18 protein-coding genes are annotated in these 21,523 nt (G+C 72.1%); 6 read left to right on the top strand and 12 right to left on the bottom strand.

Features of this window, described 5'->3' with window-relative positions; translation table 11 throughout:
• Positions 1 to 5: 5 nt before the first annotated feature.
• From EDF27_RS09080 to EDF27_RS09065, 4 genes are read right to left on the bottom strand one after another with little or no spacing between them, the layout of a single operon-like run.
• Complete coding sequence (locus EDF27_RS09080) at positions 6 to 1,472, bottom strand: SDR family NAD(P)-dependent oxidoreductase (protein WP_123655917.1); 1,467 nt, start codon at positions 1,470 to 1,472, stop codon at positions 6 to 8.
• 18 nt (positions 1,473 to 1,490) lie between these two features.
• Complete coding sequence (locus EDF27_RS09075) at positions 1,491 to 2,564, bottom strand: low specificity L-threonine aldolase (protein ID WP_132048336.1); 1,074 nt, start codon at positions 2,562 to 2,564, stop codon at positions 1,491 to 1,493.
• A 4-nt stretch (positions 2,565 to 2,568) separates the two neighbouring features.
• Positions 2,569 to 3,258 carry an SDR family NAD(P)-dependent oxidoreductase gene (locus tag EDF27_RS09070; RefSeq protein WP_123655915.1) on the bottom strand — a complete coding sequence of 230 codons (690 nt, stop codon included), beginning with the start codon at positions 3,256 to 3,258 and terminating at the stop codon, positions 2,569 to 2,571.
• Positions 3,255 to 4,730, bottom strand: a complete 1,476-nt coding sequence (locus EDF27_RS09065) for a DUF6421 family protein (protein ID WP_132048334.1) — start codon at positions 4,728 to 4,730, stop codon at positions 3,255 to 3,257. The genes EDF27_RS09070 and EDF27_RS09065 overlap by 4 nt, the downstream gene beginning before the upstream one ends.
• Before the next feature lie 248 nt (positions 4,731 to 4,978).
• Here EDF27_RS09065 and EDF27_RS09060 point away from each other — a divergent pair, with 248 nt between their 5' ends.
• The gene (locus tag EDF27_RS09060; protein WP_243698269.1) at positions 4,979 to 5,539 is read left to right on the top strand and encodes an MOSC domain-containing protein; all 561 of its coding nucleotides are present in this window, start codon (positions 4,979 to 4,981) and stop codon (positions 5,537 to 5,539) included.
• 42 nt (positions 5,540 to 5,581) lie between these two features.
• Here EDF27_RS09060 and EDF27_RS09055 read toward each other — a convergent pair whose 3' ends face one another.
• Both EDF27_RS09055 and EDF27_RS09050 read right to left on the bottom strand, forming a co-directional pair.
• On the bottom strand, positions 5,582 to 6,445 hold the full coding sequence (locus EDF27_RS09055; RefSeq protein WP_165931417.1) for an SMP-30/gluconolactonase/LRE family protein: 864 nt from the start codon (positions 6,443 to 6,445) through the stop codon (positions 5,582 to 5,584).
• 59 nt (positions 6,446 to 6,504) lie between these two features.
• Positions 6,505 to 7,956 (bottom strand): serine hydrolase domain-containing protein, encoded by a 1,452-nt coding sequence (locus EDF27_RS09050; RefSeq protein WP_165931416.1) that lies wholly within the window; start codon positions 7,954 to 7,956, stop codon positions 6,505 to 6,507.
• A gap of 48 nt (positions 7,957 to 8,004) precedes the next feature.
• Between EDF27_RS09050 and EDF27_RS09045 the strand changes: the two genes are divergently transcribed.
• Complete coding sequence (locus tag EDF27_RS09045) at positions 8,005 to 8,622, top strand: DinB family protein (protein ID WP_123701572.1); 618 nt, start codon at positions 8,005 to 8,007, stop codon at positions 8,620 to 8,622.
• A 35-nt stretch (positions 8,623 to 8,657) separates the two neighbouring features.
• Positions 8,658 to 9,341 carry a DUF402 domain-containing protein gene (locus EDF27_RS09040; protein ID WP_132048328.1) on the top strand — a complete coding sequence of 228 codons (684 nt, stop codon included), beginning with the start codon at positions 8,658 to 8,660 and terminating at the stop codon, positions 9,339 to 9,341.
• On the opposite strand, the gene EDF27_RS09035 is transcribed toward EDF27_RS09040, so the two are convergent.
• From EDF27_RS09035 to EDF27_RS09025, 3 genes are all read right to left on the bottom strand, one after another.
• Positions 9,287 to 10,144: a DUF3761 domain-containing protein gene (locus EDF27_RS09035; RefSeq protein ID WP_132048326.1), complete on the bottom strand. Its 858-nt coding sequence runs from the start codon at positions 10,142 to 10,144 to the stop codon at positions 9,287 to 9,289. The genes EDF27_RS09040 and EDF27_RS09035 overlap by 55 nt on opposite strands.
• A 135-nt stretch (positions 10,145 to 10,279) precedes the next feature.
• Entirely contained in the window at positions 10,280 to 11,077 is a 798-nt protein-coding gene (locus EDF27_RS09030) for a heme ABC transporter ATP-binding protein (protein WP_132048324.1), read from the bottom strand.
• A complete protein-coding gene (locus EDF27_RS09025; RefSeq protein ID WP_132048322.1) occupies positions 11,074 to 12,144 on the bottom strand; it encodes an iron ABC transporter permease in 1,071 nt (356 codons plus the stop codon). The genes EDF27_RS09030 and EDF27_RS09025 overlap by 4 nt, the downstream gene beginning before the upstream one ends.
• A 42-nt stretch (positions 12,145 to 12,186) precedes the next feature.
• Between EDF27_RS09025 and EDF27_RS09020 the strand changes: the two genes are divergently transcribed.
• The 3 genes from EDF27_RS09020 to EDF27_RS09010 all read left to right on the top strand — a co-directional run bounded on the left by EDF27_RS09020 (position 12,187) and on the right by EDF27_RS09010 (position 17,356).
• Positions 12,187 to 13,281: an ABC transporter substrate-binding protein gene (locus EDF27_RS09020; protein WP_132048320.1), complete on the top strand. Its 1,095-nt coding sequence runs from the start codon at positions 12,187 to 12,189 to the stop codon at positions 13,279 to 13,281.
• A 180-nt stretch (positions 13,282 to 13,461) separates the two neighbouring features.
• On the top strand, positions 13,462 to 16,536 hold the full coding sequence (locus EDF27_RS20250; RefSeq protein ID WP_132048318.1) for an HtaA domain-containing protein: 3,075 nt from the start codon (positions 13,462 to 13,464) through the stop codon (positions 16,534 to 16,536).
• Positions 16,529 to 17,356: an HtaA domain-containing protein gene (locus EDF27_RS09010; protein ID WP_165931415.1), complete on the top strand. Its 828-nt coding sequence runs from the start codon at positions 16,529 to 16,531 to the stop codon at positions 17,354 to 17,356. The genes EDF27_RS20250 and EDF27_RS09010 overlap by 8 nt, the downstream gene beginning before the upstream one ends.
• 73 nt (positions 17,357 to 17,429) lie before the next feature.
• On the opposite strand, the gene EDF27_RS09005 is transcribed toward EDF27_RS09010, so the two are convergent.
• Genes EDF27_RS09005 through EDF27_RS08995 form a run of 3 tightly spaced genes read right to left on the bottom strand, consistent with a single transcriptional unit; the run spans position 17,430 to position 21,508 of the window.
• The gene (locus tag EDF27_RS09005; protein WP_132048314.1) at positions 17,430 to 18,722 is read right to left on the bottom strand and encodes a transporter; all 1,293 of its coding nucleotides are present in this window, start codon (positions 18,720 to 18,722) and stop codon (positions 17,430 to 17,432) included.
• Positions 18,723 to 18,725: 3 nt separating this feature from the next.
• Positions 18,726 to 19,370 carry a hypothetical protein gene (locus EDF27_RS09000; RefSeq protein ID WP_132048312.1) on the bottom strand — a complete coding sequence of 215 codons (645 nt, stop codon included), beginning with the start codon at positions 19,368 to 19,370 and terminating at the stop codon, positions 18,726 to 18,728.
• Positions 19,367 to 21,508 (bottom strand): hydantoinase/oxoprolinase family protein, encoded by a 2,142-nt coding sequence (locus EDF27_RS08995; RefSeq protein ID WP_132048310.1) that lies wholly within the window; start codon positions 21,506 to 21,508, stop codon positions 19,367 to 19,369. Before EDF27_RS08995 ends, EDF27_RS09000 begins: the two co-directional genes overlap by 4 nt.
• Positions 21,509 to 21,523 lie beyond the last annotated feature (15 nt).

Genomic DNA, 21,523 nt, shown 5'->3' with positions numbered 1-21,523 from the left:
GCTGCTCACCACGAGCTGGGCTTGTAGTCCTTCATGAAGACGCCGAACAGGTCGTCGCCCGCTTCGCCGCGCACGATCGGGTCGTAGACCCGGGCGGCCCCGTCGACGAGGTCGAGCGGCGCGTGGAAGCCCTCCTCCGCCAGGCGGACCTTCGTCGGGTGGGGTCGCTCGTCGGTGATCCACCCGGTGTCGACGCTCGTCATCAGGATGCGGTCGGTCTCGAACATCTCCTGCGCACTCGTGCGCGTGAGCATGTTGACCGCCGCCTTCGCCATGTTCGTGTGGGGGTGCCCCGGCCCCTTGTAGGCGCGGCCGAAGACCCCCTCCATGGCGCTCACGTTCACGACGTAGGTGCGGGGCGCGGCGCTCGCCGCCATCGCGGGGCGGAGCTTCGAGATCAGGATGAACGGTGCCGTGGTGTTGGCCAGCTGGACCTCGAGCATCTCGAGGGGGTCGACCTCGTTGACGTGCTGCGTCCAGGAGTTCACGTCGTGCAGGTCGGGCACGAGACCACCGGCGTCGATCGCGGTGCCCATCGCGAGCCGTTCGAGTGAGCTCGAACCCGGGGCCATGGCCTGCTCGGTGAGTTCGTCGGCGCGTGCGGCGGCGGCGGCGAGGATGGGGTGCGCCGTGACCGAGCGGGCGAGTGCCTGCGGGTGCTGGTCGTTCGTGTGTCCGAAGGTCACGAGCTCGGGGAGCGACCCGTCGGGGAGCGGCGCGAGTTCGGCGTCGACGAGGGGCTGGTACGCGCCGGGGGACCGGCGCACGGTCTGGGTGGCGTTGTTGATCAGGATGTCGAGGGGGCCGGCTGCGGCGACGTCCTCGGCGAGGCCGATGACCTGTGCGGGGTCGCGCAGGTCGATGCCGACCACCTTGAGACGCGAGATCCAGTCCGCGGAGTCGGGCAGGCTCGTGAACCGGCGCACCGCGTCCCGGGGGAAGCGCGTCGTGATGGTGGTGTGGGCGCCGTCGCGCAGCAGTCGGAGCGCGATGTACATGCCGATCTTCGCGCGACCGCCGGTGAGCAGCGCCCGCTTGCCCGTCAGGTCGGTCCGGGCGTCACGCTTGGCGTGGCTCATCGCAGCGCACGAGGGGCAGAGCTGGTGGTAGAACGCGTCGACGACCGTGTAGTGCTGTTTGCACATGTAGCACGGGCGTGACTTCAGCAGGGTGCCGGCGGTGGAGGCAGCTGTGGAGCTGCTGATCGGGACGCCGCGGGTCTCGTCGTCGATGCGATCCGCCGCGCCGGTCGCGGTGGCGGCGATCACCAGGCGGTCGGCCTCGGCGATGACCGCTCGCTTCTCGAGCCGGTGTGCACGCTTCACGGCCTTGAACATCTTCGCCGTCGCCTGGCGAACGCGCACGAAGTCGGGGTGCGTCTCCTCGATCTCGGTCATCTGCTCGAGGACGCGGAGCGTGACGATGAGGTCCTCGGCGGCGATGCCACTGGGTACGGGGTGCTCGGAGATCACACGAGATCATACGTTGGGTCAGGCCGGGACGAGCTCCCGCGCCAACGCCGCCACGAATGCGTCGATGTCCTGCTCCGACGTGTCGAACGAGCACATCCACCGCACCTCGTTCCGCGATGCGTCCCAGTCGTAGAACCGGAAGTGCTCCCGCAGCCGATCGGCCACCCCGGCGGGCAGCGTCGCGAACACCCCGTTCGCCTGGGTCTCCTGGCTGAACGCGACGCCCTGGATGCTGCCGTCGGCGATCCCGGCCTCGAGCGCGCCGCGGAGCCGCTGCGCCATGGCGTTCGCGTGCGAAGCGGAGCGGAGGTAGAGGTCGTCGGTCAGCAGCGCGATGAGCTGCGCCGACACGAACCGCATCTTCGACGAGAGCTGCATGTTCATCTTGCGGAGGTAGTGCAGGCCCTCCGACGCGGCGGGGTTCAGCACGACGATCGCTTCGCCGTAGAGCATGCCGTTCTTCGTCCCGCCGAAGCTCAGGACGTCGACGCCGGCGTCGGTGGTGAAGTCGCGGAGCGGGAGACCGAGCGTCGCGGCGGCGTTCGAGATGCGGGCGCCGTCCATGTGCAGCGTCATGCCGAGCGGGTGGATGTGGTCCGCGATCGCCCGGATCTCCTCCACGGTGTAGGCCGTGCCGAGCTCGGTGGTCTGGGTGATCGACACGACGAGCGGCTGGGCGCGGTGCTCGTCGCCCCAACCCCACGCCTCCTTGTCGATCAGGTCGGGCGTGAGCTTGCCGTCCGGCGCGTCGACGGTGAGCAGCTTCAGGCCGCCGACACGCTCGGGGGCTCCGGCCTCGTCGGTGTGGATGTGCGCGGTCGAGGTGCACACGACGGCGCCCCATCGCGGCACCATCGACTGCAGCCCGACGACGTTCGCGCCGGTGCCGTTGAACACCGGGAACGCCTGGGCCTGGGTCCCGAAGTGTTCGTGGATGACCTCGTTGAGTCGCGCCGTGTAGACGTCCTCGCCGTATGCGATCTGGTGGCCCTGGTTGGCCGCGGCGATCGCGTCGAGGATCTCGGGGTGGACGCCGGCGTAGTTGTCGGAGGCGAAGCCCCGCAGGTCCAGGTCGTGGAGTTGGAGGGTCACTGGTTCATCCTAGGGAGCGGGTCGACAGGGGGCCGGTCGACGGGGAGAGGGGGATGCGGGCGCCGTTCACATCGGCTGGCGCGGCCGACCAGAGCCGGACCACCGCGTCGCCGAGCTGGTCCTCCAGGCCGGCGAGCGCGCGGACGACGAAGATCGCGGCAGCAGCGGTCTCCGGCGCGTCCTTCCGGAAGCCCTGGGCCACGGCACGGACCCAGGCGTCGGCTGCGGCCTTCGCGGCGGCGTAGTTCGCACCGCCGGCGGTCGGGGAGTCGACCGCGGTGGACGAGACGATCGCGAGCCGCCCGGCCGGGGATGCGACGAGGTCGTCGTGGAAGACCCTGGTCGTGTTCCGGAGGGTGCGGAAGCCGCGGTCGAAGAAGTCCCAGTCCTCGTCGGACTGGCCGGCGATGCCACCGCCGCCGCGCCAGCCGCCGACCAGGTGGATCAGTCCGTCGAGGCGGCCCTGCGTGTGGACGGCGGACGCCAGCGCGGTGACCGCGCCGAGGTCCGAGAGGTCGCACGTGTGGGTGGTGACGCCCGGGACGGAGGCGTGCAGGGCCTCCAGTGCGTCGGATCTGGTGCCGACCGCGACGACGGCCGCACCGGCGGCGGTGAGTGCCCGCGCGACCGCCGCGCCGCTGGCACTGGTCGCTCCCGCGATCAGCACCAGGCGGCCGGCCACACCGTCGGTCACGCGGCGGCTTCCTCTGCGGGAGCGGAATCGTCCGGCGACGAGATGCCGGTGATGCCGGCCGTCGACGCGATGACCGCAGCCATCTTCTTGTTGAGCGCCTCGTAGAACATCGAGAGCGGGAACTCGTCGTCCAGCACCGCGTCGGTGTATCCCTTCGGCATTCCGGCGAGCGTTTCCTCCGGAAGGCCGCGGGCCCATCTCGAAGCCGGGTGCGGGGTGAGCGTGCGGGTCAGCATCTCGTACGCGGCGAGCCAGTGCGCCGATTTCGGCCGGTCGATCGAGCGTCGGTACAGCTCGTTGATCTGGTCGCTGAGTGCGATGATCACGTCCGGCACCTCCGCCCAGTCGATGGTGAGTTGCGTGTCCGTCCAGTGCAGGACGTCGTGCTGGTGCATCCACGCGAACAGCAGTTGACCGCCGAGCCCGTCGTAGTTCCGGACGCGGCTGCCGGTGATGGCGAAGCGGAAGATGCGGTCGAAGACGACGGCGTACTGCACCAGCCGGGCGTGGTCACGAATTGCCCGATCCGCGTCCGACAGTTCCTCGTCCGGTCTCGCCGACAGTTCGCGCTCCAGGCGCACCGACTCGCGGAATGCGGTGAGGTCACAGCGCAGCTCTTCCAGCGAGTAGAGGAAGAACGGCATCCGCTGCTTGATCATGAACGGGTCGAACGGCAGATCGCCGCGCATGTGGGAGCGGTCGTGGATGATGTCCCACATCACGAAGACCCGCTCCGAGAGTTCTTGATCGTCGAGCATCGCCGCGGCTTCGTCGGGGAGTTCGAGCTTGGTGATCTCGGCTGCGGCGCGGACCACCCGGCGGTACCGAGCGGCTTCGCGGTCCTGGAAGATCGCACCCCATGTGAATGCCGGGATCTCCCGCATCGCGACGGTCTCGGGGAACAGCACCGCGGAGTTCGTGTCGTAGCCCGGGGTGAAATCGACGAAGCGCAGTGCGACGAACAGCGTGTTGCCGTAGTCGCCGGCTTCGAGTTCCGCGATGAACTCCGGCCAGATGACCTCGACCAGGACGGCCTCGACCAGGCGCGAGGAACTGCCGTTCTGCGTGACCATCGGGAACACCACGAGGTGGCCGAGTCCGTCGACACGGTGCTGTTGCGGTTGGAAGGCGTTCAGCGAATCGAGGAAGTCGGGAACACCGAATCCCTGCGTTTCCCACTGCGCGAAATCGCGCTGCAACGCAGCGAGGTACGCCGCATCGTGCGGAAAGTGCGGTGCCAGTTCGGCAACGGCCGGGAGGATCGTGGCCAGGTGTGCGGACGCGGCCGGGTGGGCCGATCGGTCCGGTATCGAGCCGTTCTCCGTCTGCAACGCACGGAACGACTCGACGGCGTCCTTCAGACGCCGCCACGCGGGGAGTTCGGCGACATCGCGCACGTCCAGGCGGTCCTCGACGACCTCGGGCTCTCCGACGATGGCGTCCTGCGTGAACCTCTGGACGAACTGCGACATGTCGAACCTCCCGTCATCGGGTCGGCCGCTGCGGTGCGGCGGGGATCGTGCTCGTCACGAGCCTAGGGAAAAGCGACGGACGGAATGTTGCTAGTTTCCGGTGGAATCGTGCGCATTCGATATCGTCGCGCGGCTTGTCGAATGGCTTGCGCAACGATTCGCCGATTGCGGGTCGGTTGGCGCGATCCGTACGACGCGTGTCCGTGCGCATGCTGGTCCTGATGCGGCCGATCGGCGACGCTGGTGTCGTGAACACGGAATCAGCGGACCAGCCCAGCGTCGTCGCGGTGAGCAGGGACGGCACCCACCGGTTCAGCAAGCCGGTGGTCGACCACGTCGTCCTCATCGCGGGGTGGGGCATCGACGGCGACGCGCACGCCGGGACGACCGTGCAGCACCGGTCCCGAGTCGCGCGTGACCCGTCGCAACCGAACCTGCGGCAGGTGCACCTGCTGCACGCCGAGCTGTTCGACGAGGTGGCGGACGCCGGGTTCGAGGTCGCGCCGGGGCAGATGGGCGAGAACATCACGACGCGCGGCATCGACCTGCTCGGCCTGCCGACCGGGGCCTTGCTGCACATCGGAGCCGAAGCGTGCGTGCGTGTCACGGGGCTGCGGAACCCGTGCCAGCAGATCAACGGGTTCGAGCCCGGGCTGCTGCGCGCGGTCCTCGGCCGCGCGGAGGACGGGGCGGTCGAGCGCAAGGGCGGGGTGATGGGGGTCGTGGTGGCCGGCGGCACGGCGCGCGCGGGCGACACCGTGCGGGTCGAGCTGCCGGTCGGCGAGCGGACGCCGTTGGCCCCGGTCTAGCCCCCGCCGGCGTTCGCGCCGGCGCGACGCCTCGCGCCGGGGTCAGGCGCCGGGGACCGCCACCCGCACCGCGCTGATGCGCCCGGCTCGGGTCTGCGCCGTCGTTCCCGGGTCGTAGCTGTCCGCCGTCGCCAGGTAGAGCGTCCGTCCGTCGGGCCCGCCGAGCGCGCAGTCGATCGCGCACCGCCCGGGCGCATCGATGCGGTCCGTGACCTCGCCGCCCTCGACGACCCGGAGGAACTCCCCGGTGTCGACCGAGCAGACCCAGATCGCGCCCGCGCTGTCGACGGTGCTGCCGTCCGGCGTCACGCCCTCCGGCAGCGCCGCCCACTCGCGCCGCCCGGACAGCGACCCATCGGCTGCGATGTCGAACGCGGTGAGGCGGCCACCCCAGGTCTCGCTGACGACGAGTGTGCGGGTGCCGGGGAGCACGTTCGCGCTGTTCGGGAACACCAGGCCCTCGGCGGCGAGGCGGGAGGAGCCGTCCTGGTCGATGACGTAGAGCGGTCCGGGGCGGAGCTCCTCGCCGCCGTACAGGTCGTAGCCGAAGGCGCCGATGTAGGTCCGTCCGGTCTCGGTGTCGACGACCAGGTCGTTGAGGAGCGACGACTCGACCCCGGACAGGTCGGCGAACACCGACGTGGCTCCGTCAGCTGCGACCGCCACGACGGTGCGGGACTCCATCGAGCTGACGATCAGGCGACCGTCGGCGAGCCACCCGAGCCCCGAGGACTGCCCGTCGACCGTGGTCTCGAGACGCGGGCCGGCGTCCGATGCCGGATCGATCGAGAAGACCTCGCCGGTGTGCATGTCCGAGTACCAGAGCCGACCGTCGTGCCAGCGGTTCCCCTCGGGGAAGCGGATGTCGGTGACGACGTCGGTCGTGGAGTCCAGGGTGATGTGCACCGGACCAGCCTGCCAGGCGCGACCCGAGCCTCCTGTCCGGATGCGGTGCCATGCCGCGGTCAGGACCGCCGCATGGCCACCCGACCCTTGGCGAGGAGCCGGAACCGGCCGTGGCGGTCGGGGTCGACGAAGTCGACCGTGCCGCTGAGCGCGCCGTCGGCGCCGATGATCCCGAAGGTGTCCCGCTCGATCGGGCGGAGCTCGTTCCTCGTGGCAGTCGGCGACGCCCCGGCCGTGCGGTACATGGCAGCGCCCTCGCGCACCGGTTCCTCGGCGAGCCAGAGCCGTCCGTCTGCATCGTGGGTGACCTCGGACTCGGTCTGCCTGGTGGCGTAGCGACCGGTGTACGGCGTCGCGTCGGCGACGCGGCGTGCGGGGCTCGGCACGGGCGCAGTCGTTGCCGGAGCGATGTCGGCGAACTCGGCGAACAACGGGTCCAGCAGGTCACGCGCGAGCCGCCCGCCGACGTCCGCGTTGGTGACGACGGCGGCGACCACCGACCGGTCGGGTGCGATGGCCAACTGGGTGGCCACACCGGGGGCTCCGCCGCCGTGCTCGGCGACGCCCGGCCGGAGCAGGGCCCAGCCCAGCGACTGGTACGACGGCACGGAACCGACACCCCGGAGTGGCACCTCGGGACGGAGCATCATCGCGACCGAGGTCTCCGAGAGCAGCCGCTGACCGGTCGGGGTCACCCCGTGGGACAGGAAGAGCTGCCCCAGGGCGAGGAGGCCGCGCGCGGACATGGCGAGCTGGTTGCCGGCGGCCGGGTTCGACGGCGGCATGAGGGCCCACTCCCGGGACGGTCCGAGCTCGTCGGTGTGCGATCCGGTGTCGGAGACGGCGTCCGAGTCGGCGTCCGGACCGGTGTCCGTCCGGTGGACGTGGCCGATCGCGGTGCTGTACGCCAGGGCCTGGCTCGCGGAGAACGCCACCTGCTCGATGCCCAGCGGCTCGAGCAGGTGCCGCCGGAGCGCCTGCTCGTACGGCAGCCCGCGCGTGGTCTCGACCAACCGTCCGAGGGTGCCGTAGCCCGCGTTGCAGTACGACCACCGTTCGCCCGGCGCGCTGTGCTGCGCGGCCTGGCTCACGAGGTCGCGGACGAACCGGTCGAGCGCGTCGGGGCCCGAGGTGGTGGGCTGCCAGAGGTCTCCCTCGAAGCCCCCGGTGTGGGTCAGGAGGTGCCGGACGGTGATCTTCGCGCTGGCTGCCTCGTCGGCGGTCCGGAACTCCGGCAGGGACGAGCGGACGGGTTCGTCGAGCGCGACGAGCCCGTCGTCGACGAGCTGCATCACGAGCGTCGCCGTGAACACCTTCGTGATGGACTGGATCTGGAAGAGCGAGTCAGGGGTGACCGGGGTGCCCGTCCGGGTGTTGAGGACCCCGTGGGTCGCCTCGACCACATCGGTCCCCAGCGAGAACGCCACCGCCGCGCCGGGGACGCCGTGCTGCTCGCCGAGGCGGGTCAGGTCGTCCTGGACGCGGGCTCGCAGTTCCGTCGTGGTCGTCATGCCGTCCAGCATGCCCTGCCGGGCGAGCGGACCCGTAGGCTCCACGCCATGGCCACGAACCAGCGTCTCGAGCCGCTGCTCGAACAGTACGACTTCGCGACGGAGCGACTCCTCACGCGCCTGGCGGGGCCGTCGAGCGACTCGGGTGACGGCCGCGAGGTCGAGGTGCCGCCGCTGACGGACGACGAGTACCGCTGGGAGCCGGTGGACGCGTGCTGGTCGGTACGCAGGCGCACCGACGGTCCCGGTCGGGGTGCGGTGAAGCTCATCGGCGCCGGGGAGTGGGGACGCGACGGTGCCCCCGAGAGCCCGTGGCCGCCGCCGATCACGACGATCGCCTGGCGGCTCGACCACCTCTCCGAGACCCTGGCCGGCCGTGCGAGCCACCTCGGGGGCGACCGGACGTTCGACCGCACGCGCTGGGAGTCACGAGGGGACGCTGCCGGAGCCATCGAGCAGTTCCGCGACGCCGCAGCCGCCTGGCGTCGGGCGCTGCTGTCGGTCGACGAGTCCGATCACGACCGGACCGGTCTGAGCAGCTACCCGTACGGCAGCGACGCCGAGGAGACGCTCCCGTCCATGGTGTGGTGGGAGAACCAGGAGATCCTGCACCACGGCGCCGAGATCGCGCTGCTCCGGGACCTCTACGCACACCGCGCGCGCTGAGCCGCACGTGGACCTGACCTCCTAGGCTCGCGTCCATGGACCTGGGCACGACACTCCTGCGGTACCGCTACCCGGACGGTCGGCTGCAAGCGGCCTTCCCGATCCGACTCGTCGAGTCCACGCCCGAACGGCTGGTGGGGTGGTTGCCGGTCGGGTCGGAGATCGCCTACTGGGCGACGTCCGACGGTGCCGACCCCCGGACGGTCCCGCTGGAGGCCCGGTTCCGGCAAGCGCTCGGGACGGGCCGTCGGACGTGGAGCGGCGGCAGCGTGCTCCGGGTGATCCCGTACCGCGAGCGTTGGCAGGTCCTGCACTTCTGGGATGCCGACGGGGTCTTCACCGGCTGGTACGTGAACCTCGAATCCGAGAAGCGGGTGGACCAGCACGGTGTCGTCGCGGTCGACTGGCACCTCGACCTGCTGATCGCACCGGACTTCGAGGTCACCTGGAAGGACGAGGACGAGGCCGCAGCGGCTGTCGGGACCGAGTACCTCCGCGAGCAGGACCTCGCGGCGGCCCGCTGGACGGGGGAGCGGATCGCCGCTGACCCGCGGCGGTTCATCGACTCCGTCGGCCACTGGGAAGACCGCAGGCCGTCGTCCGGGGCCGGCCGAGCGCTGGCGTTGCCGACGGGATGGGACACCCCGGACCCGGCGCGCCCGGCTCAGAGCCAGTCTGCGACGCCCCCATGCGACGAGCAGGTGCCGCGTCGGGACTGACTGAAGCTGTAGGTCCCGTCGCCGCACTTCGCGGTCGCACCGCTCGGGGCGTTCGGCGACACCTCCGGGCGGCAGACGGTGTTGCCGGCGGTGTTCACGTAGGTCCCGTTCGTGCAAGTTGGAGCGGCGGGTGGCGGTGGTGCGACGTAGGTCCCGACGGTCGTGACCTGCGTCACGGGCGGCGTCGTGGTGACGTCGCTCGCGAGCGTCCGCTTCGTCTCCACACCGTCGGTGAAGGACACCGTCCAGGTCGTCGTCTCGACGCCGTTCGCACCGACAGTCGTGACCGACGAGGTCCCGCTGGCCATCGACGCGCTCTGCACCGTGCTCGTCGCGAAGGGGATCGGGAGGGTCTCGGTGACGGTTTTCGTCGTGACGACCGGAGTCGGAGTCGGCGTCGGTGCGGCCGTCTTCCGCGGCTTCGCGGACGGCCCCGCCTTCGCGAGCGCAGCGGCCGACGACGACGCGGTGACGGTGGTGTGTGCCGAAGTCGTCTCCGGGTGCGCTGCGCCGTACGCCGAGCTGGAGCCGATCAGCACGACGAAGGCGACCGCCGCGCCGATCGCGGCGGACGTGCGCTTCTTCGGGAGCCGCAGCCAGGTGGTCCGGTGGAAGAGCGCCCCGTACACCGCCGTCAGCAGCACCACGACCGACACCATCAGGACCATCGACCAGAAGCCCCCGGCCGCGAGGCCGATCAGTGCCAGGAGGGCGGTGCCGGCGATCCCCACCCAGGTGGTGACCGGAAGGTGGAGGGAACGGCTTCGCCCGGAGGGCGAACGGTGGTGCTGGGGGCGGGACATGCGACTCCTGTGGAACGTGAGGACCGCCCAAGTATTGGGGTGGACAGCTCCGCAGGACAGCCCCCAGTTCGAGTGGGTGCACGTTGGGCACATGACGGACGGGAGGCCCGGTGCCAGCTGGCACCGGGCCTCCCGTCAGCGGCGCACGCGCCCACGGCGGTCCGGGACGACGAGGACCGCTCCGGTCAGCGGGTCGGCGACGACGACGACCGGGTGTGCGTAGACCGCTGAGACCCGGTCCGCGGTCAGGACCTCGTCGGGCTCGCCGACGGCGACGATTTGCCCGTCGGCGAGCAGTGCGATCCGGTCCGCGTAGGCGGCCGCGAGCGTCAGGTCGTGCAGCACGACGACGACGGTCCATCCGTCGTCGGCGAGGCGCCGTGACTCGGTGAGCACGTCCTCCTGGTGTCCGATGTCGAGTGATGCCGTCGGCTCGTCGAGCAGGAGCGTGCCGGTGCGCTGCGCGAGTGCCCGCGCGAACGTGACCCGCGCCCGTTCGCCGCCGGACAGGGACGGCATCGGGCGGTCGGCGAAGTGCGTCACCCCCGCTGCGGCGAGTGCTGCGGTGACGGCGTCGTCGTCCTCGTCCTCGTGCGGGGTGCGCGCCCACGGTGCCCTGGCCATCCTGACGACGTCCGCCGCCGGGAAGGGGAACGCGATCGTGTGGTCCTGGGGCATCACGGCACGGAGCCTGGCGAGGTCGCGAGGGCGGCTCGACGCGACGTCCAGGCCGCCGAGCCGGACGGATCCGGCCTGCAGGGGGACGTCCCCGGACAGTGCCGCGAGCAGCGTCGACTTGCCCGCGCCGTTCGGTCCGATCACCGCGACGAGCTCACCGGGCTCGACCCGCAGCGACACCCCGCCGAGGACGGTTCGTCCGCCGAGCTGGACGGTGACCGCGTCGACTTCGATCGTCGATCCGGCCGGGGTCATGCCCAGCCCCCGGACCGGCGGCGGGTCCGCCTGAGCAGCCAGAAGAAGAACGGCCCGCCGACGAGCGAGGTGAGCAGGCCGAGCGGCAGGTCCGCGTTCGGGACGAGCGAGCGCGCGACGGTGTCGGCCACGAGCACGAGTGCGCCGCCGCCGAGGGTGCTCGTCAGCAGCAGGGGACCGTGCGCCGGACCGATCAGCATCCGCATGAGGTGCGGCACGACCAGCCCGACGAAGGCGACGATGCCCGTGAACGCCACGCCGATGCCGACGAGCAGGGCGACGAGCACGATGGCGACGACCCGCAGCCGCTCGACGTCGACGCCGAGGTGCCGCGCCGGGCGCTCGCCGAGTGCGAGGAGGTCGAGCGAGCGGGTGAGCGTGACGGACCCGGCGAGACCGATCGCGATCACGGGCAGGGCGACGAGCACCTCGGACCAGAGCGCGCCGTTGACGCTGCCGAGCTGCCAGAAGACGATCTGCTCGCGGGCCTGCTGGTCGGCGAGGAAGGTCATGAGCGCGATCCCCGCTCCCGCGAACGCGTTCACCGCGATGCCGGTCAGGACGAGCGTGACGACCTCGGTCCGGCCGCCGGAGCGGGAGAGCAGGTACACCGCGAGCGTCGTGGCGAGACCGGTGCAGAACGCCAGCGCCGGGGTGGTCCAGGTACCGACGGTCGCGACGCCGGAGACGACACCGAACGAGGCGCCGAGCGCGGCGCCGGAGGACACGCCGACGACGGAGGGGTCGGCGAGGGGGTTCGCGAACACCGCCTGCATGAGCGTGCCCGCGGCGGCGAGTGCGGCGCCGACCAGGACGGCGAGCGCCACCCGGGGGAGACGGACGCCGGTGAGGACGCGATCGGCGAGCAGGTGCGCGGGGTCAGCCGGTGCGAGGTGCAGGGTGCGCAGGATCCCCGGCACGACCTCGCCGGCGGGGATCGGGTACTGCCCGACGGCTGCTGCCAGCACGGCAGAGACGACGAGCAGGGCGACGAGCACGAGGGTCGCGAGCGTGATCCGACCGGGTCGGACGCGTGTGCGTGGGACGGAGGCGGTTCGCTGCAGCATCGGTTCGCAGTGTAGCGCCAACTAAGGCTAGCCTTACCTCACATGAGGAGAAGTCCGTTCGTCGTCGCACTCCCAATCGTCCTCGTCGCCGCCCTGGTCGGGTGCTCTGGTGGTGGGGAGGCCACTTCGGTGGCCTCGGGCTCCGCCGCGGCCGAGCAGCCGATCTCCGCGCTCCGACCGAAGACCGACGCGGTCGACCTGATCGGGCCGAGCACCGCACGGCTCGAGCGCGACGACGTCGAACCACTCGTCGAACCCGGGGGCGCGCAGCTGCCGGCGACGGTGACGTCGCACGACCTCGGCGGCGACTCGGAGCAGACCGTGACGCACACCGACCGAGTGCTCGCGCTCGACGTGTCCGGGTCGCTCGCCGCCACGGTCGTGGGGCTCGGCCTCGGCGACCACCTGGTCGGGCGTGACGTGTCGAGCACCTTCTCGAGTGTCCGGAAGCTCCCCGTCGTCACGCAGGACGGGCACTCGATCAACGCCGAGGCCGTGCTGTCGCTCGAACCGGACGTCGTGCTGACGGACGGCACCATCGGCCCGACCGACGTCGTCGAGCAGCTCCGGCAGTCCGGCGTCACCGTGGTCTACGTCGAGAACGAGCCGAGCCCCGACGGTGCCGCGGAGCTCGCACGACAGACCGCTGCCGCCCTCGGGGTGCCCGCGGCGGGTGCGTCACTGGCCACGGAGCTGGCGGAGCGGATCGCCGCGACGGGGCGCGACGTCGCGGCACTCGCCGATCGGGCATCGAGCCGGCCGCTCCGGATCGCCTTCCTGTACCTGCGCGGGACGAGCGGCGTCTACTACCTGCTCGGCGAGGGCACCGGCGCGGACGCGCTCGCGACGGCCCTCGGCGGCGTCGACGTCGCGGCGGAGATCGGCTGGGACGGTGCCCGCCCGATGACGGACGAGGCCCTCGTCGCCGCAGACGCGGACGTGTACCTCGTGATGACCGGCGGGCTGGAGTCCGTCGGGGGTGTGGACGGGCTGCTCGAGGCGAAGCCCGCGGTCGGGCTCACCCCGGCCGGGGAGCACCGACGGTTCGTCGACATGGCCGACGGGCAGATCCTGAGCTTCGGTCCGCGCACGCCGGCGGTGCTCGACGCGCTGGCCCGTGCGGTGTACGCCCCGTGACGCGGTTCCCCGCTCTCGAATCCTGGCGTCCGCCCCGCCGGACTAAGGTAAGGCTTGCCTTGGTTAGGTGAACCTAATACTGTCAGCTCCGACAGGTCCGGCTCTGCCGGGCCGCCCCGGCTGCACCGCCGGCGGCAAGCAGCCGGCAGTGCCGGCGGACGAACCAGGAGCAACGACCCCGTGATCACGACGCGCACCCGAACGCGGTCCGTCGTCGCCATGGCACTCGCAGCGCTCGTCGCAGGAGGTGCTGCGCTGACCGGCGCAGCGCCCGCGACGGCAGCGGAGTCGCCCGCGACGGCAGGATCGCTCAGCTGGGGCATCGACACCTCGTACAGCACGATCTTCGCGAACTACCGGAACGCCACCGCTCCGGCGGCGTTCGACGGGGCGACGGCCAGCTGGCCGCTGGCCGCCGGTGACGGCAGCGGCTACGACGACGCGACCGGGACGGGCACCCTGCGGTTCTCCGGTGCGGTGCGCATCGGGTACATGACCGGCGCACAGCAGGTCGGCGTGAGCGCGGGCAACTACGTGTACATCGAGTCCCCGACGGTCAGCATCGACGGCGACACCGCGACGCTCTCCGCCGTCACCGCGGGATCGTCGCACGACCTCGACCCCGCGTTGCCGACCACGGCGAAGGCGGAGCGGACGTTCGCCACCATCGACCTCGGCGCGGCACAGCGGTCCTCGACGGACGACACCGTGACCTGGACGGCGGCCCCGGCGGCGATCACCGACCAGGGCGCGCAGGTCTTCGCACGGTTCGCATCCGCGAGCGACACCGCGCCGGAGCAGCGCCCGGTGGGCAGCGCCCTCGACCCCGTGACCATCACCGTCGACCGCGAACTCGTGACGGAGGAGCCGGGCGACGGCGACGACACGCCCGGCGACGGCGGCAGCACGCCGACTCCGGGCGCCGAGACCAGCACCACCACCGTGACCGCGGGGCCGGCAGCGCCGGTCACCGCCGGCACGCCGACCACCGTGACCGCGACCGTGACGGGAGGCACGGCTTCCCCGACGGGATCCGTCACCTTCACCGACACCCCGGCCGGCAGCGCCTCGCCCACCACCCTGGGCACCGTCCTGCTGGGCACCGACGGCACGGCCGCCTGGACCGGCGCGCTCGGCGCCGGTGGACACTCGCTCTCCGCCGCGTACGCGGGCGACACCACGTACGCCGCGTCCTCGGGCGTCCTGTCCGGCCGTGGCGGAGCCGCGGCGAGCTACGGCGTCGTCGACGTCTCCGAGCCGACCACCTGCACGACGGGCTCCGGCGCCACGACGGTCGACGGCGTCTCCGCCACGTGGGACTGGTCGGCGTACAGCAGCGAGTGGACCAAGACCGCGACCGGCGACGACGTCGCGGTGGACGGTCAGGACTTCGTGCTCTCGAACGGTGTGGCGTCGGTCGACACCTCGTGCGCCACGGTCGCGTTCACCGGCGCGATCCGTGTCGCCGCCTACACCGCGTACTTCCCCACCGCGGGGCAGTGGGTCGAGCTCGTCGACCCGACCCTGTCGATCGCCGCCGACGGGACCGGTGCGTGGAGCGCCGGCGTCCGGAGCGGCACGTCGACCGACAACGACGACGCCCCGGTCCGGACGGTCGTCGCGCGGGTCGCCGGTGCATCGCTGCCCGACCTCACCGCGGACGGCACGCTGTCGGCTCCGCTCGCCTTCGACGGCACGACCGCAGCGGGCACGTGGGACACGACCCGTACCGACGCCTGGTCCAACGCGTTCGTGATGCGCGTCCCGAGCGCCGTCCGTGCCTTCTACCACGGCACCGCGACCGCGACGAAGAACGCGGAGAAGGCGCCGTCGCCCGTCGAGGTCAGCTGGACCGGCGCGTCCTCCGAGCCCGGTACCGACCCCGAGCAGCCCGGCACCGACCCCGAGCAGCCCGGCACCGACCCTGGCCTCCCTGGTGCCGGCGACGGCGACGCGTCGCTCTCCGGCAACCTCGCCTGGGGGTTCAAGAGCTCGTGGCGCTCCTACCTCGCCACCATCGCGCACGGCACCACCACTGTGTCCGATGGCGCGACGATCTCCGGTGACCGCTTCGTGTTCCCGCAGGCCGAGGGCGGCGACTTCGACCCGGCCACGGGAATCGGGACGATCCGCTACTCCGGGGCTGTCGACTTCGTCAGCGCGGCGCACGGCTTCGACATCGCCCTGCGTGACCCGTGGATCGTGACCGACGCCTCCGGTGCCTCCACACTGACCGCCGCGGTCTCCACCTCGGACACCGCCGGGCTCGGCGACACGGCGCGGGTCACCGTCGCGGACCTCGGGACGGGCACGACCACCAGGACGTCCGCGCAGCTGCTCCGGGTGGCCGCGGCACAGAACACCTGGACGGACGTCGCCGGGAACTTCTCCGACACGCTCGGACCCGACGGCTGGGTGCAGTACCGCGGTCAGGCGATCGACCCCGTCTCCTTCGGGTACGACGCGGCCGTTGCCGACCCCGGCACGACCGACCCGACCACGCCGGTCGTCGAGGTCCCCGCTGCCGGCGACACCGAGGCCGGCACGGGTGCAGCGGGCTCGAACGTCGCGGCCGGCGCGACGTGCACCGCGAACACGGTGTCTGGTGCCTCCCTCACCTGGGGCTTCAAGGAGAGCTTCCGGAACTACACGACCGGCTCGATCGCCAAGGGGGCCATCGCCCTGCACGGGGTCAGCGCGACCGGCGGCGGCTGGACCTGGTCCGGCGGCACCGGTGCGCTCAACACCGCGGCGACCACCGGGCGCGTGGGCTGGACGGGCGGTGTCGAGTTCACCGGGCACAACGGCCTGATGGACGTCACCCTCAGCAACCCGACGGTGCGGCTCTCCGGCCCGGGCACCGCGACCCTCGTCGCGGACGTCACGAGCACGGCGCTCGACGGCGGAGCGGACGTGCGTCTGGCGCAGGCCGCGATCGCGACGCTCGACCTCGACGGCGGCACGCGGAGCGGCACGAGCTGGCAGGGGGTCCCCGCCACGCTGACCGCCACCGGAGCGACTGCGTTCTCCGGCTTCTACTCCGCCGGCACCGCGCTCGACCCCGTGTCGTTCAGCCTGCCGACCGGCGGTGCGACGGCCTGCGACGGCACCACCGACCCGAAGTTGGCGTTCACCGGCACCGACGTCTCCGGTCCGGCCGGCGTCGCCGCTGTGCTCCTCGCCCTCGGCATCGCGATGCTGGTCGCGCGTCGGCGCCGTCACCTCCGCGACACGGCGGCGGTCGCCGGTGCGTGATGCCCTGACGCTCGGGCTGGCCGGGACGGTCGTGGCGCTCGCCGCGGCCGTCCCGGCCCTCGGGGTGTCCTCGGCGTCCGCAGCGACGACGACTCCAGGCTGCACGGTCGCCGAAGCCACCCTGACCTGGGGCTTCAAGGAGTCGTTCCGGTCGTACATCAGCGGATCCATCGCGAAGGGGAGCTGGACGACGGCCGACGGCGCCACCTACACGACGCCGTCGTTCGGGTGGTCCGGCGGCTCGGGCACCACCGACGTCTCCGGTGCGGGCACCGTCGGGTGGACGGGGTCCGTGCGCTTCACGGGGCACGGCGGGATCCTCGACACGATGATCGCCGACCCCACGATCGAGGTCACCGGACCGACCTCGGCGATGCTGCACCTCGACGTCCGCGGTACCACCCAGGACGGTGCTGCGATCGACGAACTCGACGTGCCGTTCGCGACGCTCGACCTCACCGCACACCCCGTCGACCCGGCCGCGGGGACCGTCGTGCTCGACGCGGCTGCCGCCACCCTCACGCAGGAGGGGGCGACGGCGTTCGGCACCTACCCCGCGGGCACCGCGCTCGATCCGGTGTCCGCATCGATCCCGGTCAGCTGCGCCGATCCCACCCCGACGCCGTCCGCGACACCCGTGCCCGCCGTCGTGGCCCCCACGTCGACGGTGAGTCCGGCTGCCGTCTCGAAAGATCACGGACCGGGGGGAGCCGGCACCGCGCTCGGTATCGGGATCGGAGCGGCGGCGAGCGCGGCGGCGGCCGGTGCGACCGCGTTCGTCGTCGTGCGCCGGCGACGAGCGGCCGATCCGTCACCCTGACCGGATCGGCCGCCCGCGGGCACGTCGTCGGCACAGCGAGTGCGCGGGGCCGGGGCCCTTCGAGTGCCCGTCGTCAGAGGTACTTGACCGCCGACAGGACGATGCCCGCGATCGCCACGACCCAGACGTACGGCAGCACCCGGACCATCACGGCCTGCGGCGAGACCCCCGCGTACTGGGACGCCCACACGGTCTGGGTGCTCGTGGGGTCGGCGACGCCGAACACCTGGTTGTACGAGGTCATCAGCCCGAGGACGGCCATCGGCGAGTAGAAGCCGATCGCGGTCATCGCACCGGCGATCCCCGCCCCGAGTCCGAAGATGTTGAGCGGCCCGCGGTACAGGCACAGTGGGACGAGGACCGAGAACACGATGACGTAGAGCCAGATGTTCGTCGGGGCGACGGCCTCGACGATCGGTCGGAGCGCGGCGACCGATCCCGGCAGCCCGACGGCGGCGAGGAGCATGCCGATCGCGATGAACAGCGTGATCGGCGGGGCGGCGACCTTGAACCCGTCGTAGAGCGAGCGCAGCATCGTGGTTCCCCAGAGGCCGGGCCGGGTCGTCGTCACGACGGCGAACAGCACGCCGGCCAGGAGCGACGGGATGATCGGCACCTGCAGCACGAGGGCCAGGACGATCGGGACGAGCGGGGTCAGCAGCGCGAACCACGGCGCATCGCCGAGGCGACGACGCCGGCTCGTGGTGACGCGGGAGCCGTCCGCCGGGGCCGCGAGGGACCAGGCGTGCACGGTGCCCCGCCGCCGGGTCTCGACGATGACGTAGGCGACCGCGGCCGCGGCGGCGAACGGGAACAGCAGGATCATGAACGAGCGCACCTGCGGGATGGGGAGGTGCAGCGCGGTCGAGAAGAACTGCCAGACCGGCAGCTCGAACGGCACCCCGGCACCGATGCCCATCAGGATCGTCCCGGCAGCGGTGACCTTCGGGACACCGACGGCGATCATGGCGGGGATGCCGATGACGCCGGCGAGCAGTGCTGCGGGGGCCGAGCCGGTGACGGCGCCGCACAGGGCCGAAATCACCAGCACACCGAGCGCGATCACGACGGGGCGGTCGCCGCCGAACTCCACGGTCTTGCGGACCAGGGTCGAGGCGATCGCGGTGTCCCGCATCAGCGAGCCGAGCCAGGAGCCGAGCAGGATGGCCACCATCGTGGACGCCAGGGTGATCGCGCCGTTCTGGACCACCGTGGTCAGGACGCTGTTCTCCGCGCCGACGAACGAGGCGCCGCCGGCGAGGGCGATCGCCACCGCGAGCAGCACGAGGGCGAACGCCGTGGGGAGTTTGCCGGTGAGGATCAGGGCGACCCCGATCGCCATGATGACGATGATTGCGATGCCCATTGGTCAGTTCTCCTTCGGGTTCGAAGCGGCTCGCGCATCGTTGCGCGTCCGGATCGCGGCCGTCGCCGCTCGGGTGAGGAGGAGCGGGGACCGGGTGAGGCCGAGGCTCCTGGCGGCGAACGCGTGCGCGGCCACCTCGTCCGCGCCGGCGATGTACGCCAGCCGACGGAACCGGCCGAGGCGGAACACCTCGTGGTCGAGCGCCGCACGGAGGCCACGGGAGCGGTCGGCCGTGACGAGGTGGTGCGCCCGCTCGTGCTCGACGGCGGCAGCACGCACCGAGCCGACGGGGAACAGGTGTCGCCACCCGAGGTCGTCGACGAGCTGCTCGCAGAACGCGATCGAGTCGGTGAACAGGTCGATCCGGTGGTGACGGGCGTCGTACTGGGCGAGCAGTGCCGCGTCGAGCCCGCCCTCGTGCTCCACGATCGCCGGCGTCGAGCCGGCCAGTGAACCGGCCGTCGAACCGCACGGCGTCGAACCGGCCAGCTCGGTGCCGAACGCCGTCGCCCTGGCAGCGTGCCGCAGCAGTTCCTCGTCGCTGCGGGCCTCGTTCGTCGGCACGCCACGGAGCAGGCGCGCCCCGAGCTCGGCGTCGGGCACCTCCGCGAGCGCGCGCAGCGCCGCGGCGGCGACCACGACGGTCACGACCGGACCTCGAGCACGGCGACGAGCGACTCTGCCCGGTCCCGCGACTCGACCTCGGTCCGCGCGAGCGACACGAGCTGCGACTCGTCGAGCACCCCGGAGAGGTCGGCGATGCGCGGCCCGACGAGCAGCTGGAGCGCCGGCGCGCGGGACCCGCCGTCACCGTAGGAGGTGTGCTCGCTGATGAGCCGGGGGATGGCCTCGGCACCGGCACCCGCCGTGGTCTGGTCCACCCGGGCGTCGCTCGACGCGAAGCGGATCACTCCGTCGCGGTCGAGCACCCGCACGGGGTGCTTCGGCTTCCGGAGGAACCGGCGCTCCTCGGGTGCGCCGAACACGACGTGGCTGTCGGTCGATGCGAGGACCGTCAGAGCCCGTGCGTCGACGCCGAGGCTGCCGGCGGCGACTGCGCGGAGGTCGTCCTCGGTGAGCCGGGCCGTGCGGTCCTGCGTGCGGAGCTCGGTGGCTCCCGTCGCGACGGCGCGGACGGTGTTCGACTGCGGGTCGACGGTGACGTCGACCGACACCTCCGCCGGAGCGGCACCCTGCTTGATCACCGCCTGCTCGGCCTCGCGGCGGACGGCGAGGATCTGCTCGTCGGTCGCGCCGGGGATCACCCGCTCGACCTGCTCGCGGATGAGCGCGAGCGCGACGCCGATCGGGCTGATCACCTCGCTGTGGTCCGCGATCCGCCAGGCGTTGCCCGAGCGCTCACCGGTGTGCGGCGTGACCGAGGCCGCACCACCGCCACCGCCGACGAGCTGCACGGTCTCCTCGGGGATCCGGTAGTCCTCGACCATGCGCTCGACGACGGCGCGGACCGGGGCGACCCCGGCGTCGAGCACCGCACGTGCGGCACCGTCGACGTCCGTTCCGAGTGCGTTCGCGAGCGGCGCGAGCGCGGCACGTGCGACCGCCGGGTCGGCGTGCGCGTAGTCGGACTCCGGCACCAGGCCGATGGCGTTGGCCGCGCACGTCATCGTGATCGCGAAGCGGCCACCGGCGGCGTCGACGACGACGTGGTCAGCCGGGTCCCCGTCGACCGGCGCGACCGTGGACAGCGTGGCGCCGTCCAGGTCGGCGAGCGTCGCGAAGCACGCGTAGGGGAGTCCCGCGATGTGCGCGCTGCGCGGGCCGACGTGCGTGACCTGCGCCGAGCCTCCCGTCCGGATGCGGACCATGGAACCGCCGCCGACGCCGACGGTGCGGACGTCGAGCGCCGACAGGTAGGTCGAGCTGCCACCGAACTCGGTGTACTGCACCGCGACCTTGCCGCGGCGGATGACCGAGATGTCGGTGGAGGTCCCCCCGGTCTCGAGGAAGACGCCGTCGGAGAGCTTCTCCTGCATGAGTGCCCCGGCGACGCCGGCCGCCGGGCCGGACAGCACGGTGAGCAGCGGGCGGCGGCGCATCTCGTCGAGCGACATCACGCCGCCGTCGCACCGCATCACCATCAGCGGTGCGGTGATCCCGGCCGCGTCGATGCTCGACTGCACCAGGTCCGCCGTCGCGAACATCCGCGGCAGGATGACTGCGTTGAGCACGGCGGTCCGCGTCCGCTTGCTGAGCCCGTAGAGCGAGCTGATGTCGTGGGTCGCGGTCACGAGGAACCCGCGGTCGCGCGCCCGTTCGGTGATGCGTTCCTCACCGACGGGGTCGTCGACGGAGAACGGCTCGGTGACGACGACCGAGCGGATGCCCGCCTGCTCGAAGCGGTCGAGGACCCCGTCGACGTGCCGGTCGTCGTCGGCGCGGGGCACGTGCTCGTACGCGACGGGGAGCTTCTTGCCGTCCGCGATCTCGATCTTCGCGAGCCGCCGGAGCCGCTTCGCGAAGAACCCGGCCGGCCCGGTCCCGACGCCGATGAGGCCGACCGGGTCGACGTCGCCCTCGAGCAGGGCATTCGTCGCCTGGGTGGTGCCGTGCGCCAGGAACACGACGTCCTCGGCGGAGCGGCCGATCCGTTCGAGGAGCTGGTGCAGCGCCTCGACGATGCCGTGGGCGACGCCGTCGGGATGGTCGTGGCTGGTCGGGACCTTGGCCTGGCCGATGAGCTGCAGGGTGGCGGCGTCGATGGCGACCGCGTCGGTGAACGTGCCACCGACGTCGATGCCGATGCGCAGTGCGTTGGGTTTCACGTCGTTGTGACCTTT

It is taken from the genome of Curtobacterium sp. PhB136 (assembly GCF_004346855.1).
Lineage (GTDB): Bacteria > Actinomycetota > Actinomycetes > Actinomycetales > Microbacteriaceae > Curtobacterium.
Note: the sequence above shows the minus strand (reverse complement) of the source record. Positions and strands in the feature narration are given on the sequence as shown.